General features: G+C 66.4%; 21 protein-coding genes and 1 riboswitch. Of the genes, 7 read left to right on the forward strand and 14 right to left on the reverse strand.

Translation table 11 applies throughout. The features are described from left to right. Positions 1-20: 20 nt before the first annotated feature. Both AC2T4A_RS26360 and AC2T4A_RS26365 read left to right on the forward strand, forming a co-directional pair. Positions 21-1,778, forward strand: a complete 1,758-nt coding sequence (locus tag AC2T4A_RS26360; protein ID WP_486742159.1) for an amidohydrolase — start codon at positions 21-23, stop codon at positions 1,776-1,778. A gap of 150 nt (positions 1,779-1,928) precedes the next feature. Further along, entirely contained in the window at positions 1,929-2,672 is a 744-nt protein-coding gene (locus tag AC2T4A_RS26365) for a TorF family putative porin (protein WP_416747887.1), read from the forward strand. 7 nt (positions 2,673-2,679) lie between these two features. Here the strand turns inward: AC2T4A_RS26365 and AC2T4A_RS26370 are convergent, their stop codons facing one another. From AC2T4A_RS26370 to AC2T4A_RS26425, 12 genes are all read right to left on the reverse strand, one after another. Then, on the reverse strand, positions 2,680-3,072 hold the full coding sequence (locus tag AC2T4A_RS26370) for a DoxX-like family protein (RefSeq protein ID WP_486742160.1): 393 nt from the start codon (positions 3,070-3,072) through the stop codon (positions 2,680-2,682). After that, the gene (locus AC2T4A_RS26375) at positions 3,065-3,493 is read right to left on the reverse strand and encodes a thiol-disulfide oxidoreductase DCC family protein (RefSeq protein ID WP_416747883.1); all 429 of its coding nucleotides are present in this window, start codon (positions 3,491-3,493) and stop codon (positions 3,065-3,067) included. The genes AC2T4A_RS26370 and AC2T4A_RS26375 overlap by 8 nt, the downstream gene beginning before the upstream one ends. A gap of 69 nt (positions 3,494-3,562) precedes the next feature. Further along, positions 3,563-4,018: a DUF3237 domain-containing protein gene (locus tag AC2T4A_RS26380; RefSeq protein WP_017517433.1), complete on the reverse strand. Its 456-nt coding sequence runs from the start codon at positions 4,016-4,018 to the stop codon at positions 3,563-3,565. A 66-nt stretch (positions 4,019-4,084) separates the two neighbouring features. Beyond that, positions 4,085-4,897, reverse strand: a complete 813-nt coding sequence (locus tag AC2T4A_RS26385; RefSeq protein ID WP_486742161.1) for a class I SAM-dependent methyltransferase — start codon at positions 4,895-4,897, stop codon at positions 4,085-4,087. Between the two features lies 1 nt (position 4,898). Beyond that, the gene (locus AC2T4A_RS26390) at positions 4,899-5,270 is read right to left on the reverse strand and encodes a nuclear transport factor 2 family protein (RefSeq protein ID WP_416747879.1); all 372 of its coding nucleotides are present in this window, start codon (positions 5,268-5,270) and stop codon (positions 4,899-4,901) included. A gap of 95 nt (positions 5,271-5,365) precedes the next feature. Then, positions 5,366-6,190: an aldo/keto reductase gene (locus tag AC2T4A_RS26395; protein ID WP_486742162.1), complete on the reverse strand. Its 825-nt coding sequence runs from the start codon at positions 6,188-6,190 to the stop codon at positions 5,366-5,368. Positions 6,191-6,292: 102 nt separating this feature from the next. Then, positions 6,293-7,387: a D-alanine--D-alanine ligase gene (ddlA, locus tag AC2T4A_RS26400; RefSeq protein ID WP_478377077.1), complete on the reverse strand. Its 1,095-nt coding sequence runs from the start codon at positions 7,385-7,387 to the stop codon at positions 6,293-6,295. Positions 7,388-7,479: 92 nt separating this feature from the next. Beyond that, positions 7,480-8,358, reverse strand: a complete 879-nt coding sequence (locus AC2T4A_RS26405; RefSeq protein ID WP_486743734.1) for an ABC transporter substrate-binding protein — start codon at positions 8,356-8,358, stop codon at positions 7,480-7,482. A 122-nt stretch (positions 8,359-8,480) separates the two neighbouring features. Then, complete coding sequence (locus tag AC2T4A_RS26410) at positions 8,481-9,185, reverse strand: (2Fe-2S) ferredoxin domain-containing protein (protein WP_486742163.1); 705 nt, start codon at positions 9,183-9,185, stop codon at positions 8,481-8,483. Next, positions 9,185-11,140: a TonB-dependent receptor plug domain-containing protein gene (locus AC2T4A_RS26415; protein WP_416747871.1), complete on the reverse strand. Its 1,956-nt coding sequence runs from the start codon at positions 11,138-11,140 to the stop codon at positions 9,185-9,187. The genes AC2T4A_RS26410 and AC2T4A_RS26415 overlap by 1 nt, the downstream gene beginning before the upstream one ends. A gap of 94 nt (positions 11,141-11,234) precedes the next feature. Next, positions 11,235-11,441, reverse strand: a riboswitch (cobalamin riboswitch). 61 nt (positions 11,442-11,502) lie between these two features. Continuing rightward, the gene (locus tag AC2T4A_RS26420; RefSeq protein WP_416747869.1) at positions 11,503-11,931 is read right to left on the reverse strand and encodes a VOC family protein; all 429 of its coding nucleotides are present in this window, start codon (positions 11,929-11,931) and stop codon (positions 11,503-11,505) included. Positions 11,932-11,991: 60 nt separating this feature from the next. Next, a complete protein-coding gene (locus AC2T4A_RS26425; RefSeq protein ID WP_486742164.1) occupies positions 11,992-12,720 on the reverse strand; it encodes a class I SAM-dependent methyltransferase in 729 nt (242 codons plus the stop codon). 165 nt (positions 12,721-12,885) lie between these two features. Here AC2T4A_RS26425 and AC2T4A_RS26430 point away from each other — a divergent pair, with 165 nt between their 5' ends. Beyond that, entirely contained in the window at positions 12,886-13,254 is a 369-nt protein-coding gene (locus AC2T4A_RS26430; RefSeq protein ID WP_478377081.1) for a cupin domain-containing protein, read from the forward strand. A 191-nt stretch (positions 13,255-13,445) separates the two neighbouring features. Next, positions 13,446-13,751, forward strand: a complete 306-nt coding sequence (locus AC2T4A_RS26435; RefSeq protein WP_416747863.1) for a DUF3303 domain-containing protein — start codon at positions 13,446-13,448, stop codon at positions 13,749-13,751. Here the strand turns inward: AC2T4A_RS26435 and AC2T4A_RS26440 are convergent. Continuing rightward, positions 13,741-14,739 (reverse strand): GlxA family transcriptional regulator, encoded by a 999-nt coding sequence (locus AC2T4A_RS26440; protein WP_416747861.1) that lies wholly within the window; start codon positions 14,737-14,739, stop codon positions 13,741-13,743. The two genes, AC2T4A_RS26435 and AC2T4A_RS26440, sit on opposite strands and share 11 nt — an antisense overlap. 102 nt (positions 14,740-14,841) lie before the next feature. Here AC2T4A_RS26440 and AC2T4A_RS26445 point away from each other — a divergent pair, with 102 nt between their 5' ends. From AC2T4A_RS26445 to AC2T4A_RS26455, 3 genes are all read left to right on the forward strand, one after another. After that, positions 14,842-15,390 (forward strand): cysteine hydrolase family protein, encoded by a 549-nt coding sequence (locus AC2T4A_RS26445; protein WP_486742165.1) that lies wholly within the window; start codon positions 14,842-14,844, stop codon positions 15,388-15,390. A 185-nt stretch (positions 15,391-15,575) separates the two neighbouring features. Next, positions 15,576-16,172 carry a LemA family protein gene (locus tag AC2T4A_RS26450; protein ID WP_478377084.1) on the forward strand — a complete coding sequence of 199 codons (597 nt, stop codon included), beginning with the start codon at positions 15,576-15,578 and terminating at the stop codon, positions 16,170-16,172. A gap of 21 nt (positions 16,173-16,193) precedes the next feature. After that, a complete protein-coding gene (locus AC2T4A_RS26455; protein WP_486742166.1) occupies positions 16,194-18,104 on the forward strand; it encodes a M48 family metallopeptidase in 1,911 nt (636 codons plus the stop codon). A gap of 147 nt (positions 18,105-18,251) precedes the next feature. On the opposite strand, the gene AC2T4A_RS26460 is transcribed toward AC2T4A_RS26455, so the two are convergent. Next, positions 18,252-19,103: a LysR family transcriptional regulator gene (locus AC2T4A_RS26460; RefSeq protein WP_486742167.1), complete on the reverse strand. Its 852-nt coding sequence runs from the start codon at positions 19,101-19,103 to the stop codon at positions 18,252-18,254. Positions 19,104-19,299 lie beyond the last annotated feature (196 nt).

A 19,299-nucleotide genomic window follows, 5' to 3' on the forward strand; every position in this document is an offset into this window, starting at 1 on the left:
ACGAAAAGCAAGGGGAAGTCATGCACGGCATGCTCAAGGGCGCGCTGGCGCTCGCCATCGCACTCGGCACTTTTGAAGCACAGGCACAGAACGCAGACCTGATCCTGTACAACGCCAAGGTCTTCACCGCCGAGCCTGGCCAACCGCTGCAGCAGGCCGTGGCGGTCGCTGGCGGCAAGGTGCTGCAGGTGGGCTCCAACGAAGACATCCGCAAGCTCGCCGGCACCGGCAGCAAGCAGGTCGACCTGGGCGGCAAGGTACTGATGCCCGGTTTCATCGACAGCCACTCCCACTCGATCTTCGGCGGCCTCGAGCTGATCTCCGCGAGCCTGCTGGACGAACAGATGGACCTGGACGCCTTCGAGAAGCGCCTCAAGCAGGATCGCGACAGCGGCAAGGCCAAGGTGCACGACACCATTGTCATGAACGGCATGAACTCCACCTACTGGTCCCAGGCCGATGGCCTGGCCAAGCGCTTCAACCAGGGCGAGTGGAAGGACACGCCGGTGGTGCTGATCGGCAGTGACCACCATACCGCCTGGGCCAACGCCGCCATGCTCAAGCGCGCCGGGCTGGATGCGAAACGCCTGCGCGGCCTGAGCCCGCTGGAGCAGCAGAACGTCGCCCACGACAAGGACTTCAACCCCACCGGCTTCCTGGTCGACTCCGGTTTCGACCTGGTGGCCGCCGCCATGCCGGTTCCCGACACCGCCACCATGGATCGCGCTGGCGTGGCTGCCGTGAAGTACAACAACAGCCTCGGCATCACCGCCTGGATGGACCCGGCCGCCAACGGCACGCCTGGCGAGGCGCTGTTCGCCATCAAGCCCACCGAGAAGACCGTCGGCGTGCTGCCGGTCTACCGCGACCTGGCGCGTGACGGCCAGCTCACCGCCCACGTCGCCGCGCTGCAAGTGGTCAACCCGAAAAGCACGCCGGCCGACCTGGACGTGATCGAGAAGGTCCGCCAGCAGTTCCAGGGCATCCCCAACCTGACGATGCCGGGGATCAAGGTCTTCGCCGATGGCGTGATTGAGTTCCCCGCGCAGTCCGCCGCGCTGCTCGAGGACTACAAGAACAGCCACAAGCCGGGTGAATTGCTGATCGATCCGAAGCACTTCGGCGAGCTGGTCAGCGCCGCCGATGCCCGCGGCTGGCTGGTGCACGTGCATGCCATCGGTGACCGCGCGGTGCGCGAATCGCTCAATGGCTTCGCCCAGGCGCGCAAGGACCGGCAGAGCGCCGTGACCCACTCGATCACCCACCTGCAACTGGTCAACCCCAAGGACTTCCCGCGCTTCAAGCAGTTGAACGTGATCGCCTCGATGCAGCTGGACTGGGCCACCGCCGAGCCCTACACCGTGGAGCTGGTGAAGCCCTACATCGCCGACGAAGCCTACCGCTACATGTACCCGGCCAAGTCGCTACTGGACAACGGCGCCACCATCGCCGGCGCCAGCGACTGGCCGGTTTCCACGCCTGATCCGCTCAAGGCCATCTACCAGGCCGTGACCCGCCAGGGTGAGGAAGGCGTACTCAACGCCGCCGAGCGCGTGGATCGGCAGACCATGTTCTACGCCTACACCCGCAACGCCGCGCAGACCATCGGCCTGGCCGACAAGATCGGCACCCTCGCTCCCGGCAAGCAGGCCGACATGGTGGTGATCGACCGCGACGTGTTCAGCGTGCCCGACCAGCAACTGGACGAAGCCCGCGTGCTGCGCACCCTGTTCGAAGGCCGCGAAGTCTACCGCGCCGACGATCAACCGGCTCTCTGAGCCGGGCTCCTGCGCCGGGGTCTGAACAGCCCCGGCGCCTTGCCCGCCAGCCCTGCACTCCCTTCACGCTCCTCGGCATAGCCGGGAGGGCGGGTGCTGCGCGGGATTTTTCATCTGCCCACAGACAATCACAACAAAGGGACTCCCCGCATGAATCGCCCCCATTGGCTGGCCGGCGCGCTGCTCGCCTGCGCGCCGCTCACCTCCGCCCTGGCCGTCGAGCTGGGCCATGACTTCAACCTGCAGATCGACACCGCGCTGGTCAGCGACTACCGCACCCGCGGCATCTCGCAGACCCAGGGCGACCCGGCCCTGCAGGTCGGCGCCACCCTGCAGCACGCCTCCGGCGCCTACCTGGGCGTATGGAGTTCCAACGTCGACTTCGGCGGTGGCCTGAAGACCCGCCAGGAAATCGACTACTACGGCGGCTGGTACTGGCAGGCCAACGAGGATGTCGCCCTGGACCTGGGCTACATCAAGTACGCCTACCCCAAGGAAAGCCAGTTCAACCAGAGCGACACCTACGCCATCCTCCACGCCTACGGCTTCGAAGTGGCGGCGTACTACGGCAACGACTACCCGACCTACTTCGGCGAAGACCAGGCCAACCTCTACACCTACCTGGCCTACAACGCCGAGCTGCCGGCCGAGTTCAAGCTGCGCGTGCGCTACGGCCGCAACGATGCCAAGGACCCGCTCTACCTTTCCGGCGACGGCAGCACCCGCGATACCTACCACGAGTGGGAGGCGAAGCTGAGCCACGAATGGGTGGGCTTCGACTGGGCAGTGAGCTACATCGACACCGACCTGTCGCAGAACGAATGCCGGACCCAATTCGGTTTCGGCGACGTGTGCACGGCCACCGTGGTGGCCAGCGTCTCCCGCAGCTTCTGACGGTGGTCTAGCGCAACGGTGCGGGGCGCGACGCGTGCGCGCCCCGTTCGCCGAGCAGGGCGATGGCGCACAACGCCAGAGCGGCGATATTGGTGGACACCGGATTGAAGGCTCCCAGCAGCAATTCCGGGGCGAACAGTGCGACGTCCACCAGCAGTCCGACCAGCGCAACCACCGCCAGCCACAGCGGCCAGCGGCTCCGACGCAGCAACAGGATGGCCAGCGCCAGGACGATCTCGGCGACGCCTGCGACCTCGGCAATGCGCTGGGTGGACAGCGGCCAGCCGTGGGCCTCGATCATCCGCACTTCATCGGCGCTGAGAAACAGCAGCTTGGGCACCAGCCCGTGATAAAGGAATACCACCCCCAGCGCCAGCCGGGCGATGGCCGCGCTAGTCATTGCCAAGGAAACGCCCGCGGAACTGTGGCGACGGCATCAGGCAGATATCTTCGCGGCCGAACAGGCGATAACGGTTGAGCGCAATGCGGTCGTAGCACCAGTCGCGCAGCGGCCTGGGGATCAGCCAGAGCACGCGCAACCAGTTCCACGGCGCCGGCAACTGGCCGACCACCCGCAGGAAGGCGTCGCTGCGCTCGAAACCTTCACGGCCATCGACATAGAGCATGGTGTCGAAATACTCGGTGGGCAGGCCGAACCAGTCGAGGATTGCCTGGCCCTCGGCGGACTGCACGCTGCACAGCTTCACCCGGCGCTCGCGGTCGTGCTGCAGGAGGAAGCGGCTCCATCCGTTGCACAGGCGGCAGGTGCCGTCGAACAGCACCACCTTGTCGTCGGGCTGCATGTGGGGGGGCAGAGCCATGGCGTCGCCTCCAGTTCCTTGATGCACCAACTGTGCCCGCCGTGTGTGACAAGTCTTGCTCTTCATCGCTCATCCATTGGCGAGTGAGTACAAACGGTATTCGACCCAGCCTGGCCCCAGCCGGCCCTCCCCCACCGCCAACTGGTGATTGAGCCAGCGGTAGCGGTCGTCGCCCACCTCGAAACGTGGCTGGATCATGAAATAGGTGTCGCCGAACTCGGTGCTGTCTCCCCGCGAGACCGCATGGATGATCTTCGGGTTGGCCACCAGCAGCCCGTTGTGCTGCATCAGGATACGCGCGCCATCGTCGGTGCGCAGCACCAGGCGCACCTCCAGATGCCAGCCGCCGTCGCCATCCACCAGAATCCAGTCACCACCGCCGGGCAGCACTTCGCCGCTCAGGCGCTGGCCCTTGAAGGTCCCCCCGCCGGCTGCCGAGATCAGCCGCTGGCCCTGCGGCACGCGGCCGATTTCCACGGGCACGCTGGCCTTCACGTTCATTTCCATCAACGGCTCGAGCTTCATCGCCGGCTCCTGCGCACTGTCGTCGTAGAGGGATGAGTAAAGCAGCCAGCGGCCGAATCGGCCTGTCTAGCCGAAGCGATAGCGCAGCAGGCGCCCCATGCGGCGCATCGCCGGAATGGCCAGGGTGATCTCGTAAAGCAGGCGCATGCCCAGCGACAGACGGGCGATCTGCGCGCGGTCGTAGGCGGCGATGGCCTCGACGAAGCGCAGGCCCGGCACTTGCTGCTCCAGTTCCTGCGGCTCGTCGATGCCCCAGTGCAGCACGGCGCCGGTGCGGCGGATCATCGGGTTCCACTGCAGCAGGCGGATACCCAGGCGGCTGTAGCCGTCCAGCGCCAGCTCACCCTGGCCACAGTGCATCACCAGCGCGCGCAGCAACTCGGGCACCTTGTCTGCCTCGACGTAGGGCAGCACGCCTTCGGAAAGGATCAGGACCGGCCGCCCGGTCGGCACCGCGCGCCACCAGTCCGGAGCCGTCAGCGAGGTGGCCAGCAGATGGCAGTCTTGCCGCGGCGGATACAGGCGCTCGCGTAGTGCGATCACCTCGGGGAAGTCCACCTCGAACCATTGCACGGTGGACGGCGGGTCGATGCGAAAGACGCGACTGTCCAGCCCGCAGCCCAGTTGCAATACCACACAGGCCGGATACTGCGCGAGGAAGTCGCGCACCCAGTCGTCGAACAGCTTGGCCCGCAGGGCGATGCCCACCTGCTCGGCAGGGCCGATGTGCAGGCGCGCGAAGTCATAGTCGATCTGCTCCACGGCTTGCCGCGAGAACCGGTCACGCAGCAGGCTGTCGGGCAGCTCGCTCTCCTTCGCCTTGGCGTAGAGGGTGATCAGCAGGGTTTCCGGTGTACCGCGCAGGCCGATGCGTTCCACGTCACTCGTGCAGGTAGTAGAGCTTGTTGATGATCTGCCAGCCGTTGCCGACCTGCAGCAATGACAGGTAGTCGGTGAAGTGCATGCCGAGAAACTCGTCGGTGACCTTGGCCACCGCGCTGTCGCCGGTGATGTCCAGAGATTTGAGCTCCCACGCTGGCGGCGCGCCTTCCGAAGGCGGCGACTCGGCCTTGATGGCGCCGATGAACTCGTCCAGCGACGACCACTCCAGCGCGCCATGGTAGTTGCCGATGATCTTGCAGGAAGGATGGAAGGCCTGGCGCAGCCTGGCCTCGTCGCCGAAGGTCATGCCCTCGACATAGTCCGTGAGTACCCGGTTGATGGCGGCGCTATCCGCCGTGTAGTTGCTCATCGCCTCTTCCCTCCAGGCCGTCTTGGCCATTGGGCAAGGCTAGCATCGCCCCCCGGTCGCGCCGGGATGGGCGACGACCGGGCGGCGGGCCGCGCTCAGACCACGGCGAGGTGGCGCTTGCGGGTCGGCGGCGGGAAGGCCGCGTCCAGGGCTTCGAGGTCCTCTGCTGTCAGTCGCAGTTGCAGCGCAGCGGCATTGTCGCGCACGTGCAGCGGCTCTACTGCCTTGGGAATGGCGATCACGCCCGGCTGGTGGATCAGCCAGGCCAGCGCCACACGGGCCGGCGTGGCGTCGTGACGGCCGGCGATTTCCGCCAGGGTGCGGTGGCGCAGCAGGCTGCCGCCCTGGCCGACCGGACAGTAGGCCATCAGCGGCATGCGTTGTTCCTGGCACCAGGGCAGCAGGTCCCATTCGATGCCGCGCTCCTCCAGGCTGTACTGCACCTGGTTGGTGGCGCAGGCCGGCTCGTTCAGCTCCTGCATGTCGTCGAGGTCGAAGTTGGAGACGCCCCAGCGCTTGATCTTGCCGGCCTCGCGCAGCCGCTCGAAAGCTTCGACGGTTTCCTCCAGCGCATACTGGCCACGCCAGTGCAGCAGGTAGAGGTCCAGGCAGTCGGTGCGCAGGCGCTTGAGGCTGCGCTCGCAGGCCTCGGGCACGCCGCGCCGGCTGGCGTTGTGCGGATAGACCTTGCTGACCAGGAAGACCTGCTCGCGCAGCCCGGCCAGCGCTTCGCCGACCACCTCTTCCGAGCCGCCCTCGCCGTACATCTCGGCGGTGTCGATCAGGGTCAGGCCGCGCTCGATACCTTCGCGCAGGGCGGCGACTTCGCGCTTGCGCTGCGAGCGATCCTCCCCCATGCGCCAGGTGCCCTGGCCGATGGCGGGAACGGCGGTGCCGTCGGCGAATACTACGGTGTTCATCTCGTGCTCCTTCTTGCGCGGGTAATGGGGACACGGGGCCGGCCGCCCGAAACCGGGCGACGGGCACTCAGGGTAGCGCAGAAGCAGGAGCCGGGCTGTGGATCAGCGATTGGTCTGCAGGTTCCGACGCGCGGCGTGGCGCTCGATGGCCAGGTCGATCAGGCGGCTGACCAGCTCGCTGTAGGTCATCCCGGCAGCCTGCCAGAGCTTGGGGTACATGCTGATGCGGGTGAAACCGGGCAGCGAGTTGAGCTCGTTGACCAGCACCTCGCCACTGTCGGTGAGGAACACGTCGACCCGTGCCAGGCCGGAACACTCCAGAGCCAGGAAGGCATCCACGGCGAGCTGACGGATACGCTCGCTGGCCTCGGCCGGGATATCCGCCGGCACCACGACCTTGGCCGCGTCTTCGTCGATGTACTTGCTGTCGTAGGAGTAGAAGCCGCTGCCCACCACGATCTCGCCACAACCGCTGGCAATCGGTTGTTCGTTACCCAGCACCGCGCACTCGATCTCGCGGCCCTTCACGGCGGACTCCACCAGCACCTTGTCGTCGAAGGCCAGTGCCAGGCGCACGGCTTCGTCGTAGGCAGCCTCGTCCTCGACCTTGCTGACGCCCACCGAGGAGCCCATGTTCGCCGGCTTGATGAACAGGGGCAGGCCGAGCTTGCGCTGCGCCTCGGCAAATGGCGTGCGCCCGGCGCTGGTGCGGGTCAGGGTGACGAAAGGCGTGATGGCGATGCCAGCATCACGCAGCAGGCGTTTGCTCACGTCCTTGTCCATGCAGATGGCCGAGCCCAGCACGTCGGAGCCGACGAAGGGGATGTCGGCCATGCGCAGCAGGCCCTGCAGGCAACCGTCCTCGCCCTGGGTGCCGTGGACAATGGGGAAGATTACGTCGACATGGTCGAGCAACTGGCGGCTGCCGGTTTCCACCAACTGCTGCTCGGCCTTGCCGGGCACCACCGCCAGTTCGCGGTTGGAGCGGTTGAGGGCGATCAGCGCGGGGTTTTCCTGGTTGAGCAGGTAGTCGGAGGCATCGTTGAGGTGCCAGCGGCCTTCCTTGTCGATACCGATCAGCACCGGCTCGAAGCGCTCGCGGTCCAGTGCGTCGACGATGTTCTTCGCCGATTGCAGGGACACCTCGTGCTCCGCCGAACGCCCACCGAAAATCACCCCAACGCGCAACTTGCCCATGACAACCTCCGAATGATCGATGGGCGCTTTCTAACACGCGCTCCAGCGCTTGGGTAGGAACAGTGGACGACGAACAGACCGGACGTCCCCGCTCAAAACCGGCTCAGCGCCTGCGCCAGTTCTCGAGCGGCCTGGCCACTGTGCACGCCGGGGAACAGGTGGGTAAAAGGCAGCGCCACGAAGCGCCCTTCGCGCACGGCACGCAGGCGTGAGAGGACCGGGTCGGCGCGCAACGCTCGCCTCTTCTGCTCGGCCGTGGACCACAGCGCGTCAGCCAGCAGGATCACATCCGGGTCGCGCGCCAGCAGTTGTTCTGTGTTGGCGGTAAAGCCGCCCAGATCGACATCCTCGAACAGGTTGTGCGCGCCGGCAGCGTGCAGCAACTGGGTGACCACGCCGCGCCGGCCCTGGCTCTCCAGGCCATTGCTGGCACTGTCGAGGTAGAAGACTTCCAGCGGCGCGCTCCCGACGAAGTGGCGGCGCGCGTTGGCCAGCTCGGCGCGTTGCTGGCGAATCAGTTCCTGCGCTCGCTCCTGCTCATCCATCAGATTGCCCAGCGTTTTCAGATCCAGTTCGATACCCGCGAACAGATCGTCCTGCCGCGCAGCGCAACCGGCATCCAGCAGGTAGCTGGCGACGCCATGACCGGCCAGTTCCTCGCGGGACAGGTTGCCCAGCCGGAAGGCCGAGGCAAAGCCGGCCACTACCAGGTCCGGACGCTGCGCGTAGACCGCTTCCGCCGATGGATACTGGCGGGATAGAAGCGGCACGCCGCGATAACTTTCCTTCGTCAGGTCGAGATCGTCATCGATGTAGGCCACGCCAATCAGCCGCGTCCCCGCGCCGAGCGCCAGCAGCAGGTCAGCGGCATGCTGGTTGAGGGCGAGGATACGCTGCGGTGGGTGATCGATGTGCCAGTCCTGCGCGCAGTTGCGGTAGTCCTGGGCAGTGGCCGTCGACATGCCCAGCATCGCCGCCAGCCCGAGCACCAATGCCAATGTGTAGGAGCGAGCTTGCTCGCGAGCCAAACCGGGCACCGATGGCATCAAGCGCTTCGCGAGCAAGCTCGCTCCTACAAAGAGCCATGCCGGCCTCATGCTTCGTCATCCACGCGCAAATCCGCCACCGGCGCGCCATCAAGCAGGTGTTCCTGCACCACCCGACACACCTGCTCGTCACTGTGCAGGCCATACCAGACGCGCTCGGGATAGACCGTCAGCACCGGCCCGCGATTGCAGGGAAATTGGCAACCGGTACGGGTCAGCAAGGCACCCTCGCCGTTCTCGTAGAGATCGAGACGGATCAGCTCGCGGCGCAAGGTCTTCCACAGCGGCAGCGCACCGCGCCGCACGCAGCGCGGCCCGGTACAGAGGAACAGGTGATGCCGGTGCGGCGGCGGCGCGGACCAGTCCGGCTGTGACGGCACCTCGCCGATGCCCTGGCAATCCAACTGCTGCGCTGGATCGTCAATCGCCGCCAGTACCGCCGTCGCATCCAGCCCGCGCCGGCCAAGCGCCGATGCGGTGATCCTGGGCGGCGGCGCCTGGGGATAGCCTGCCGACAGCACGGCCAGCTCGGCACGCAACCAGTCCAGGTAGGCACCGTCAGCGCTCGGCTCCAGGTCCACCAGCAACAGCTGACGATTCTCGGCGAACAGCTCGCGCATCCGCCTCCAGAGCGAATCGAAACCCTCGCCGGTGTCGATGATCTCGACACCGGCAAGACGCGCCGATACCGCGCGCTGCAGGTGCTCGCCCTGGACGCCGGCCAATGGGCCGACCAGCAGGATGGCCTTCATCAGAAGCTGAAGGTGTAACGAAGTTCGGCGGTGCGTGGGCGGCCGAGGTTGTCCACCTGACGCATGCCGTTACTGGTGCGGCCGGTGGCGTAGTCGCGGTCCAGCAGGTTCTCCAGCAGCAGGCTCAGGCGGTGTGCGCGGGCCACATCGAGGTAGCGGTAAGCGTCGCCGTCGAGCACGCTGTAATGGCCGTAGTCGTCGTCCTGGGCGCTGACGATTGAGCCTACGTAGCGCGTGGCGAGGCCGGCGCCCCAGAAGTTGTCGTCGTAGCCGGCACGCACGCGGGCGAAGAAGTGCGGGATGTTGTTGACCGTCACGCCGTCACGGCTGTCCACCAGGTTGCGCGTGGCGTCGGCCGAGACCTGCCAGTGCCGGCCAAACTGCCACTGGCCGTTGGCTTCCACGCCGCGTACCTCGATCTCACCGTTGCCGTTCACCCACTGGTCGCCGGCGAGAGTGATGAGGTCGGTGATCTCGCGGCGGAACAGGGTGACGCTGCCGCTCCACGGCTGGTCGAACAGCTCGCCGGTGTAATCCAGGCCCAACTCGGCGTTGCGGCTGCGCTCGGGCTTGAGGTCACGGTTACCGACTTCATCGCCCGGTTCGTTGACGAACAACTGCTCGGCGGTGGGCAGCTTGAAGGCGGTGCCGAACTGGCCGCGCAGCTTGAGCTGCTGGGTCAGGTCGTAGAGCGAGGTGAGCATCCATACCGTGGCGCCCTCGCCGCCGGAGATTTCCTCGCGGCGCACGCCCAGGCTCGGGTGCCAGTCGGGCAGCGCCTCGATGTTCGGCCGCAGCTGGGCATACAGCGCGTGGGACTCGGCCTTGTCGTTGTCGATGATCAGCACGTCGTCCTGGCCCTTGTACCACTGGTTGTCGCTGCCGAAGACCAGCTCGTGGCCGCCGGCCAACCTGGCCTTGCCCTCAAGCTGCGCGCCCCAGTCGGTAAAGCCCCAGTAGTCGTTGTGATTGAGCACCTGGGTGCCGCCGCCCTGCAGGTTGTAGACGCGGTCGTAGCGGGTGTCCCAGTCATTGATATGGGTCTTGGCGAACCAGCTGAAGTCGTCGCTGACGCTCTGCTGGAAGGTCGCCGTGGCGATCTGCTGGATACGGTTGTTGCTGGTGTGGTGGTTGGATGTCGGGCGGGCGAAGTCCAGTTCGGCGTCGGCGTACTGGTAGAACAGCTCCAACCGCGAGGCCTCGCCGATGGCCTGGATGGCCTTGGCGCCGAACACGTTGACGTCATAGGAGCGGCGCTTGTCGCTGACCGTGCTGGTCATGTCCTGGTCGCGGTAAGGCTGGTAGCCGTCGGAGCGGTTGTGGCTGACGTAGGCCATCAGGCCGAGATCGCCCAGGCCGTTCTGCACGATTCGCTCCGCGCGGGCATCACCGCTGCGACCCTTGAACGTATCCAGGCCGAGGTTCACCTCACCGGCCGCCTCGCGCGAACGCGCACTGCGGGTGACGATGTTGATCACCCCGCTCACCGCCTGGGTGCCGAACAACAGGCCCTGGCCGCCCTTGAGCACTTCGATGCGCTCCACGGCGGTGGTCGGCAGGGTGTCGATGTAGATGCCGCCGTAGAGGCGGTTGTTCAGGCGCACGCCGTCCAGCAGGATCAGCGTGTCGTCGTTGCGCCCGCCCAGCAGCGAGTAGGTCCCGTAGTCGAACGGGCCGTTCTTCGGCGCAACGAACAGGCCGGGTACGTACATCTGCAGCACGCGGGTGATGTCGGCGCTGGGGCCGGCACGCTCGATCTGCTGGCGGTCGATGACCTCCAGCTTGCTGCCGTAGCGCGCCATGTCGGCCACGGTGGTGGACTCCACCGAAGGCGCGCTGACGATCTCGTCGGCCAGGTCGAGTGGCGCCGCAACGAGCTGCGAGCTGAGGGCACAGAGGGAGAGAACGGGAGTCCAGCGCGGGGCGCGCCGGTTCAGGAACGAAGAATGTTGCAAGGTGATCGCCTCGAAATAGAAATTTCGCAGGCGGCGCAGCGACACCCGGAACGAGCGCGCCCCGGGAACCGGCTCACGCCCGCCCACCGCGGGTTTGCCAAACAGGTTCCAGGCCGGTCTCCGGGCTTGCGAGGGTCGTGGGGCATCCGCCTTCCCATGCTTGCGCACAGTGGCCTAGTGGATGCTCCGCTCGCTTACCGTTGCGGGGGCAGCGCCGGACTGATCGCACGAAGGCGACGCACCGGCTTCCCGTTTCACCCCACGCACGGCGGCGGGGGGCACCTGAAACGGGGCGCATATCAACATTGCGGGTGGGAAAGCGTCAAGCACGGGGGTTGGGCAGGATGTTGCGAACGTCGCCGTCAGTGCCACGGATCGTAGGTGCCGAAGCTCCAGATATGCCCTTCCGGATCACGGCAGGTGAAGCCCTGGCCGCCGTAGTCCTCGTCCTTGATGTCGATGACGATCTGCGCGCCGCCGTTCACCGCCGCGCGATACAGCACCTCGGCGTCCCTGACCACCACGTAGATGCTCTGGGTGCAACCGCCGATCTCGTCGGGCTGGCGCATCAGCCGGCCGTACTCGTTGTCGTGCAGCGAGCCGAGCATCACCAGCCCACTGCCGTCGGCCAGCGCCAGCTGCGCATGGGCGATGCCGCCATGGTCATCGGCGACCACCAGTTGGCGCTGGAAACCGAAGGTGGCGCACAGCCAGTCGATGGCCTGCGGCGCATCGCGGTAGCGCAGGCAGGGAATCACGCTGGGGCGAACGGCGGGCAAGGGCTGCGACATGGCAATCTCCGGCAAGAAACGGGTGCAATGTTCTGAGCATAGTCGCCGGTTTTTCGCTCCTCAGCGCTGCGCGGCGACCAGCAGCAACATCGGCCGCTCACGCTCTTGCGCCAATGCCGGGTTGGCCAGCACCTGTTCTGCACTCGGCCCCCAGTCCTCGACGTGGCGCAGCGTCAGCCCCGCGCCGATCATGGCATTGAGGATGCTGCCAAGGGTGCGGTGATGCTTGAGCACACTCTTGGCCAGCCAGTCGGTGCGGCGCTCGCCTTCGTCCTGGTAATGGTCCACCGGCCAGCAGCGGCGGCCGTCTTTTTCGACGATCCAGCCGGGATTGCGCGACGCCATGTAGATCGGGTGCTCGATGGAGAACACCAGGCTGCCGCCAGGGCGCAACGCGTCGTGCACGTTGCGGAAGAAATGCGGCAGATCCTCGAGGTAATGCAGGGTCAGCGAGCTGTAGGCCAGATCGAAGGCCGCGGTGGGCAGCTCAAGCTGCTCGAGGTCGGCGCGGAAGTAGCTCACTTGCGCCGCCTCGGTCGTCTCCCGTGCGCGGTCGAGCATCTTCTGTGACACGTCCAGCCCGCTCACCGTGCGCGCGCCCTGCTCCGCCGCATATCGGCAGAACCAGCCGTAGCCGCAGCCAAGGTCGACCACATCGAGCCCCTCCAGCGGCGGCAGCAACGCGCGCAGCGAGGCCCACTCCGGCGCGCCGTCCAGGCCGTGCTGCGAGCGCGGCAGCTGGGCGTAGCCGGCGAAGAATTCGGGGTTGTCGTAGATGTTCTGCGCCATGGGATGGCACCTCCTTTCTGACGGACCAAGGTCCGATTGTCTGCACCAAGGACGGGGGTGGCAACCCGATGAAGTCAATGCCTGGGCGATCGAAGCGCAAGTTCCTGCAAGACCGCTTGCCGGGGCGGCCTTAGTGTCAGCCCAATCAAAAAAGGAGAATCAACCGTGACCCAACGCCAACCGATCAACCTGCAGAACAAGCTCGCGCTTATCCACGAAACCTGGCAGCCGCGAGTGATTGCCGAGATGAACGACTACCAGTTCAAGGTGGTGAAGCTGCACGGCGATTTCGTCTGGCACAGCCACGCCGACACCGACGAGACCTTCATCGTGCTCGACGGCGAACTGCGCATCGACTTCCGCGACGGGCCGCTGACTCTGCGAGCCGGGGAGCTGTACGTCGTACCGCGCGGTGTCGAGCACAAGCCCTACGCCGAGCACGAAGTACAGGTGATGCTGATCGAACCGCGCGGCGTGCCGAACACCGGCGATGCGGGCGGTGAGCGCACGGCGGAGAATGATCGCTGGGTGTGACCGTCGATCACCTGCCTTGGCGGCCGCCGATCAGTGGCCGCGCCCGCTTCGCTGGGTGCTGCTATGCCTGTCGGAAGAACGCCGCTCCCAGCCGGAGACTGTCACGCCTGGGATACACAGGCGCGGCTCTGGCGGCGTCGCCGGTTCGGGTCCGCGTCCATCGAAGCCCGGAGTCGGGCCGGAGGTGCGACATGCTTTATCTGGTGAACTGGACCATCCCCATCGAAAACCGCGACAGGATCATCCAGCGCTTCCTCAAGACCGGCGGCCAGCCACCGTCCGGGGTGAAGCTGGTCGGCCGCTGGCACGCCATGGGCCACATGCTCGGCTTCGGCCTGGCGGAGGCCGAGAACCCGCTCGATGTACAGCGCTGGATGTTGCAGTGGACCGACCTGATGCACCTGCAGGTGCACCCGGCGATGACCGACGCCGAATATGCACCGCTGCTCGCGCAGATGCTGCAGCAGGCGGCGGACACGCCATCGGTCAGTCCCTGAGCGCGACCTCGGCTGGCTTGGCGCCGAAGCGCTTGCGGTAATCGCTCGGCGCCATCCCGGTGATCTTGCGGAAGGTGCTGCGGAACGAACCCGGATCAAGGTAGCCAACCGTGTAGGCGATGTGGTCGACCGTGCCGTTGGTGAACTCCAGCAGCTCTCGCGCCTTGCCCACTCGCAGGTGCTGGCAGTACTCGGTCGGCTTGAGTCCGGTGGCGGCACGGAAACGGCGCAGGAAGGTGCGCTCCTCCAGCCCGGCCTGGGCGGCCATGGCGGCGAGGCTGACGTCCACCGCGCCGTTGCCCTGCAGCCAATGCTGCACCCTGAGGATGGCAGCGTCGCCGTGGCCCAGCAGTGGCGCGAAGTTGCTGCCGCATTGCTGCGCGCTGTCGCTGTGCTCGACCACCAGGAAGCGCGCGGTGCGGTTGGCGATGCTCGGGCCGAGCAGGCGGTCGACGATGCGCAGGCCAAGGTCGGACCAGGCCATCAGCCCGGCCGAGGTGATCAGGTCGCCGTCATCCACCATCGGCTTGTGCGGTTCCAGGCGCACAAGCGGGAAGCGTTGGGCGAAGGCCTCCGCTCCGCTCCAGTGGGCGGTGGCGCTGCGCCCGTCGAGCAGCCCGGCCTCGGCCACCAGCAGCCCGCCGATACACACCGAGCCCACGATGGCGCCCTCGCCGTGGCGCGCAGCGAGCCAGTCGGTGAGGTTGCGCAGCGGCGTGGCGTCGGGCAGGCCGAACAGTGAGGGCGGTACAAGCACGGCGACCAGGCGGCTCAGGGCGCCTGGATGTGTGTCGAACACACGCCGGGGTTCGCCGCCGTCCTCACCGGACCAATGGCTGACGCGCAGTGCCGGCAACTGCTGCGCGGCCTCTTCGCCAGCGATGCGCTCAGCCACCGCGAACAGGTCGGTCAACCCATGCAGCGCCGCCGTCTGCACACCGGGATAGAGCAGCAACCCGATCTCGACGACGCTTCGTTGCACACCCATTGTCAGTTTTCCCCCGGTTGTTGTCGTTCCGCCTGATCCCCGCCGGACGCGCGGCGAACCATACTGGCTCCACTTCCTCACCACTCGCAAAGGAATTTGGACATGGCAAAGCAAGCGCTCATCCTAGTGGATATCCAGAACGACTACTTCCCTTCCGGCAAGTGGCCGCTGGTCGGCATCGAAGCCGCCGCCGACCAGGCCGCCAAGGTACTGTCCGCCTTCCGCGAGCGCGGTGACCTGGTAGTACATGTGCGCCACGAATTCGAAAGCGCCGACGCCCCGTTCTTCGCGCCCGGCAGTGACGGCGCAAAGATCCACGGCAAGGTGGCCAATCTGTCCGGCGAGCCGGTGGTGCTCAAGCACTTCGTCAACTCCTTCCGCGACACCGACCTGAAGGCCATCCTCGACCAGCACGGCGTAGAGTCGCTGGTGGTGGTCGGCCACATGAGCCACATGTGCGTGGATGGCGCGGTGCGCGCCGCTGCTGACTTCGGCTACCCGGTGACCGTGCTGCACGACGCCTGCGCTACCCTGGACCTGGAGTTCAACGGCGTGAAGGTTCCGGCAGCCCAGGTGCATGCGGCCTACATGGCCTCCCTGGCGTTCGCCTACGCCGAGGTGGTGTCTACTGCCGAGTACCTGAACCGCTGATCCGGAGCAAAACCTATAGGCGCGAGCTTGCTCGCGAACCGCTTGATGCCGTAGTGCCAGGTGGGTTCGCGAGCAAGCTCGCTCCTACCGCTGCGGCCAGTCTCCCGCCCCCTGCAACGAGGCGCCCCGTTTAACTGGCTTTCCGCTATGATCGACGCTCGATCGCCTGCCGATAAGGACATCCCATGAGCGTTTCTTCGATCATCACCCTCGCCATCATCGCTGGCGTGATCTTCCTGCTGATCAGCGTATTCAACCGCCTGGTCGCCCTGCGCAACCGCTACCAGAACGCCTTCGCGCAGATCGAGGTGCAGCTCAAGCGCCGCTACGACCTGATCCCCAACCTGGTGGAAACCGCCAAGGCCTACCTCAAGCACGAGCGCGAGACCCTGGAAGCAGTGATCGCCGCCCGCAACGCTGCGGTGGCCGGTCTGAAGGCCGCTTCCGAACAACCCGGCGACGCCGGCCGCATGGCCCAACTGGCCGCCGCCGAGAATGCCCTGGGCGGTGCCATGGGCCGCTTGAACGTGACCCTGGAAGCCTACCCGGACCTCAAGGCCTCGCAGAACCTGCAACAAGTCAGCGAGGAGCTGTCGAGCACCGAGAACAAGGTCGCCTTCGCCCGCCAGGCATACAACGACTCGGCGATGGAGTACAACACCTATCGCCAGTCCTTCCCCGCCAACTTCCTCGCCGCCACCTACGGCCACAGCAAAGATGCCAGCCTGCTGGAGTTCGAGGACAGCAAGGAAATCCAGGCCGCGCCGAAAGTCGCTTTCTGATACGCCGGCGCAGGACGCGCGATGAACTTCTTCGAACACCAGGACCGCGCCCGCAAGCAGACCGGGCGCCTGGTCCTGCTGCTGACCGTGGCAGTGGTCTGCCTCGTGACCATCACCAGCTTCGCCCTGGGCTGGCTCTGGCGTCACCTGGGTGAGCCGGCGCTGCACCTGACCTCGCGCGCCTCCCTGCCCGATCCGGAGCTGTACCTGTCTGTGGCCGCCGTGATCATCGGCGTGGTCGTCCTCGGCGCGCTGTACAAGCAGGTGCAATTGAGCGCCGGCGGCAAGGTGGTGGCCGAGAGCCTGGGCGGTCGCCTGCTCAATCTCAGCGCCGGCAACGCCGACGAGCGCCGTCTGCTCAACGTGGTCGAAGAAATGGCCCTGGCCTCCGGCTCGCCGGTGCCGCCGGTGTACGTGCTGGAAGACGGCTCGATCAACGCCTTCGCCGCCGGCCTGACCCCGCGCGACGCGGTGATCGGCATCACCCGCGGCGCTATCGAACAGCTCGACCGTAACGAGCTGCAAGGCGTGATCGCCCACGAATTCAGCCATATCCACCACGGCGACATGCTGCTCAATACGCGGCTGACCGCCCTGCTCCACGGCATGCTCCTGCTCGGCTTGATCGGCGGCATGCTGTTGCGCGGCTGGAGCGAAACCAGCAGCGGCATCCGCATCAGCAGTCGGAGCAGCAGCAACGACAAGAACGGTGGCGGCAGCGTAGTGCTGCTGGTGATCGGCGCCGGCGTGGTGCTCTACGTGCTGGGCTATGTCGGGACCTTCTTCGGCCAACTGATCAAGGCCTCCGTCAGCCGCCAGCGCGAATACCTGGCCGACGCCTCGGCGGTGCAGTTCACCCGCGATCCCTCGACCATCGCCGGCGCCCTCAAGAAGATCGGCGGCAACCCGCTGGGCGCCCTGCTCAGCGCACCGCGTGCCGCCGAGTTCAGCCACCTGTACTTCGGCGACGGTGTGGGCAGCAGCTGGTTCGACACCCACCCGCCGCTCAAGGACCGCATCCGCCGCGTCGATCCGGGTTGGGACGGTCGCTACCCGAAGTTCGAGCCGCGCCTGGACGTGGCGCTGATGAACAAGGACGCCTGGACCGCCGCCGTCACTGGCCAGCCCTATCAGTCCAGCGCCGTGGAAGTGGCCGTGGCCGCTGTCGGTGCTCCCACCGTTGCGCACCTGCAGGAAGCCCGCAGCACCCTGCAGCGCCTGGATGAACGCCTGCAACGCGCCGCCCATGACAGCGAAGGCGCCCAAGCATTGGTCTACGGCCTGCTGCTGGACAGCGAGCCCGGCCTGCGCGCGCGCCAGCTGGAAGCGATCAAGCAGCGCCTGAACCTGAGCCTGGCGCTGCAACTGGACCTGCTGGAAGAATCGCTGCTGCGGCTCGACCCCGGTCAGCGCCTGCCGCTGCTGGACCTGGCCATGCCGGCGCTCAAGCAGCTGGACACCAAGGCATTCCTCGCCGTGCGCGAGAACATGGCGCTGCTGATCAAGATGGACGGCAAGGTCAACCTGCTGGAATGGACCCTGCTTCGCATCATCGAGCGCAACCTGCTGCCGGGCAGCGGGAAAATCGGCAATGTGGCACTGGCGGACCTGTCCGACGCCTGCGCGACGCTGCTGTCCTTCCTCGCCCGTGTCGGAGAAACCAGCGACCTGCAGACCGAGCAGGCCTTCGCCGATGCCTGGAATAGCCTGCCCTTCGCGCCCCGCCCGCTGCCGGCCGCCGCGACCCTGCGCGATCTGGAAACCGCGCTGAAACAGCTGGAGCAACTGCGCCCGCTGCAGAAACCGCAACTGCTCAAGGCTATGGCCCGTTGCGTGGAACACGACGGCCAGATCACCGCCGGTGAGGCGGAATTGATGCGGGCGGTGGCGGATATCCTGGATTGCCCGATGCCGCCGCTGCTGGCGAGCTGATCGGCCAAGCACGGGCAAAGTCCGCCCCCGCGAGAAACCCCGGCGCCAGGGAGTCCTGTAGGAGCGCGTTTGCTCGCGAACGGAATTTCCGACGGCTCCGGCGTTGGACGGGTTCGCGAGCAAGCTCGCTCCTACAAAAAACCGCTTCTACGACTGGGCAAGGGCCAGAAACGCACTCGGCAGACGCGCCTGCCGGCGATCCTTCAGGCAGTACAGGTATTCGTCGATCAGGCTCGCGCCCTTGATCTCCAGCACGCAAAGCTGCGGGTTATCCGGCACTTCCTGGCGGGCGATGATGCTCACGCCCAGGTTGCGGATCACCGCCTCGCGGATTGATTCGCGGCTGCCGATCTCCAGCATCGAGGCCGGCACCACGCCGGCCTGCCGCAACATTGCCTCAGTCAGCTGGCGGGTGGTGGAACCGGCCTCGCGCATCAGCAGGCAATGGCTGCGCAGGTCGCCCAGGTTGACCGACTGCAGGGCCGCCAGCGGGTGGCTCCGGTGCACCGCCAGCACCAGCGGGTCGCTGCCCAGCACCACGCGGGTCAGGCGCGCGTCGTCCACCTGCTGCGAGGAGGCCGCGAGGTCGACCCGGCATTCGATCAGCGATTCGAGTACCTGTTGGGAGTTGCCGATCTCCACCGAGACCTCGATCTGCGGGAAGCGCTCGCGGAAGCTCTTGATCAGCCCGAGCACATAATAAGGAGAGGTGGCGCCGATACGCAGGGCACCCTGCATCTGCCCGCAGTTGCGCAGGTAGAACTCGATGTCGGCTTCCTGCTGAAGCAGCGCTTCGACCATCGGCAACAGGCGTGCGCCCTCGTCGCTCAGGGTCAGACGGCGGCCGCCGCGATAGAACAGCTCCACCGCGTACTGGCTTTCCAGGTTGCGGATCTGGGTGGTCACGGTCGGCTGGCTGAGGCCGAGTTTCTTCGCCGCCTGGGTGATGCTGCCCAGCTTCGCCACCCGGTAGAACGCCTTCAGTTCCGCGCTCAGCATCGACCGATCCGCCTTCTCGAAAAATTCATCAACAGTTTTTCTCGCCGCTGCCGGCAAACCGGCGCCAGCCCACTGGCGACGCGGCTTGCAGCCAAGCGACAAAACACCCAAAAAGGTCAATGTATCTGACCTGTATCACTGGCATCACCAGTTGTCGCTGGACAGCCCGGACTTGAGCGACTTTCATTGCCCTTGG

The sequence above is a fragment of the Pseudomonas sp. PVC-3-1 genome, assembly GCF_057444315.1.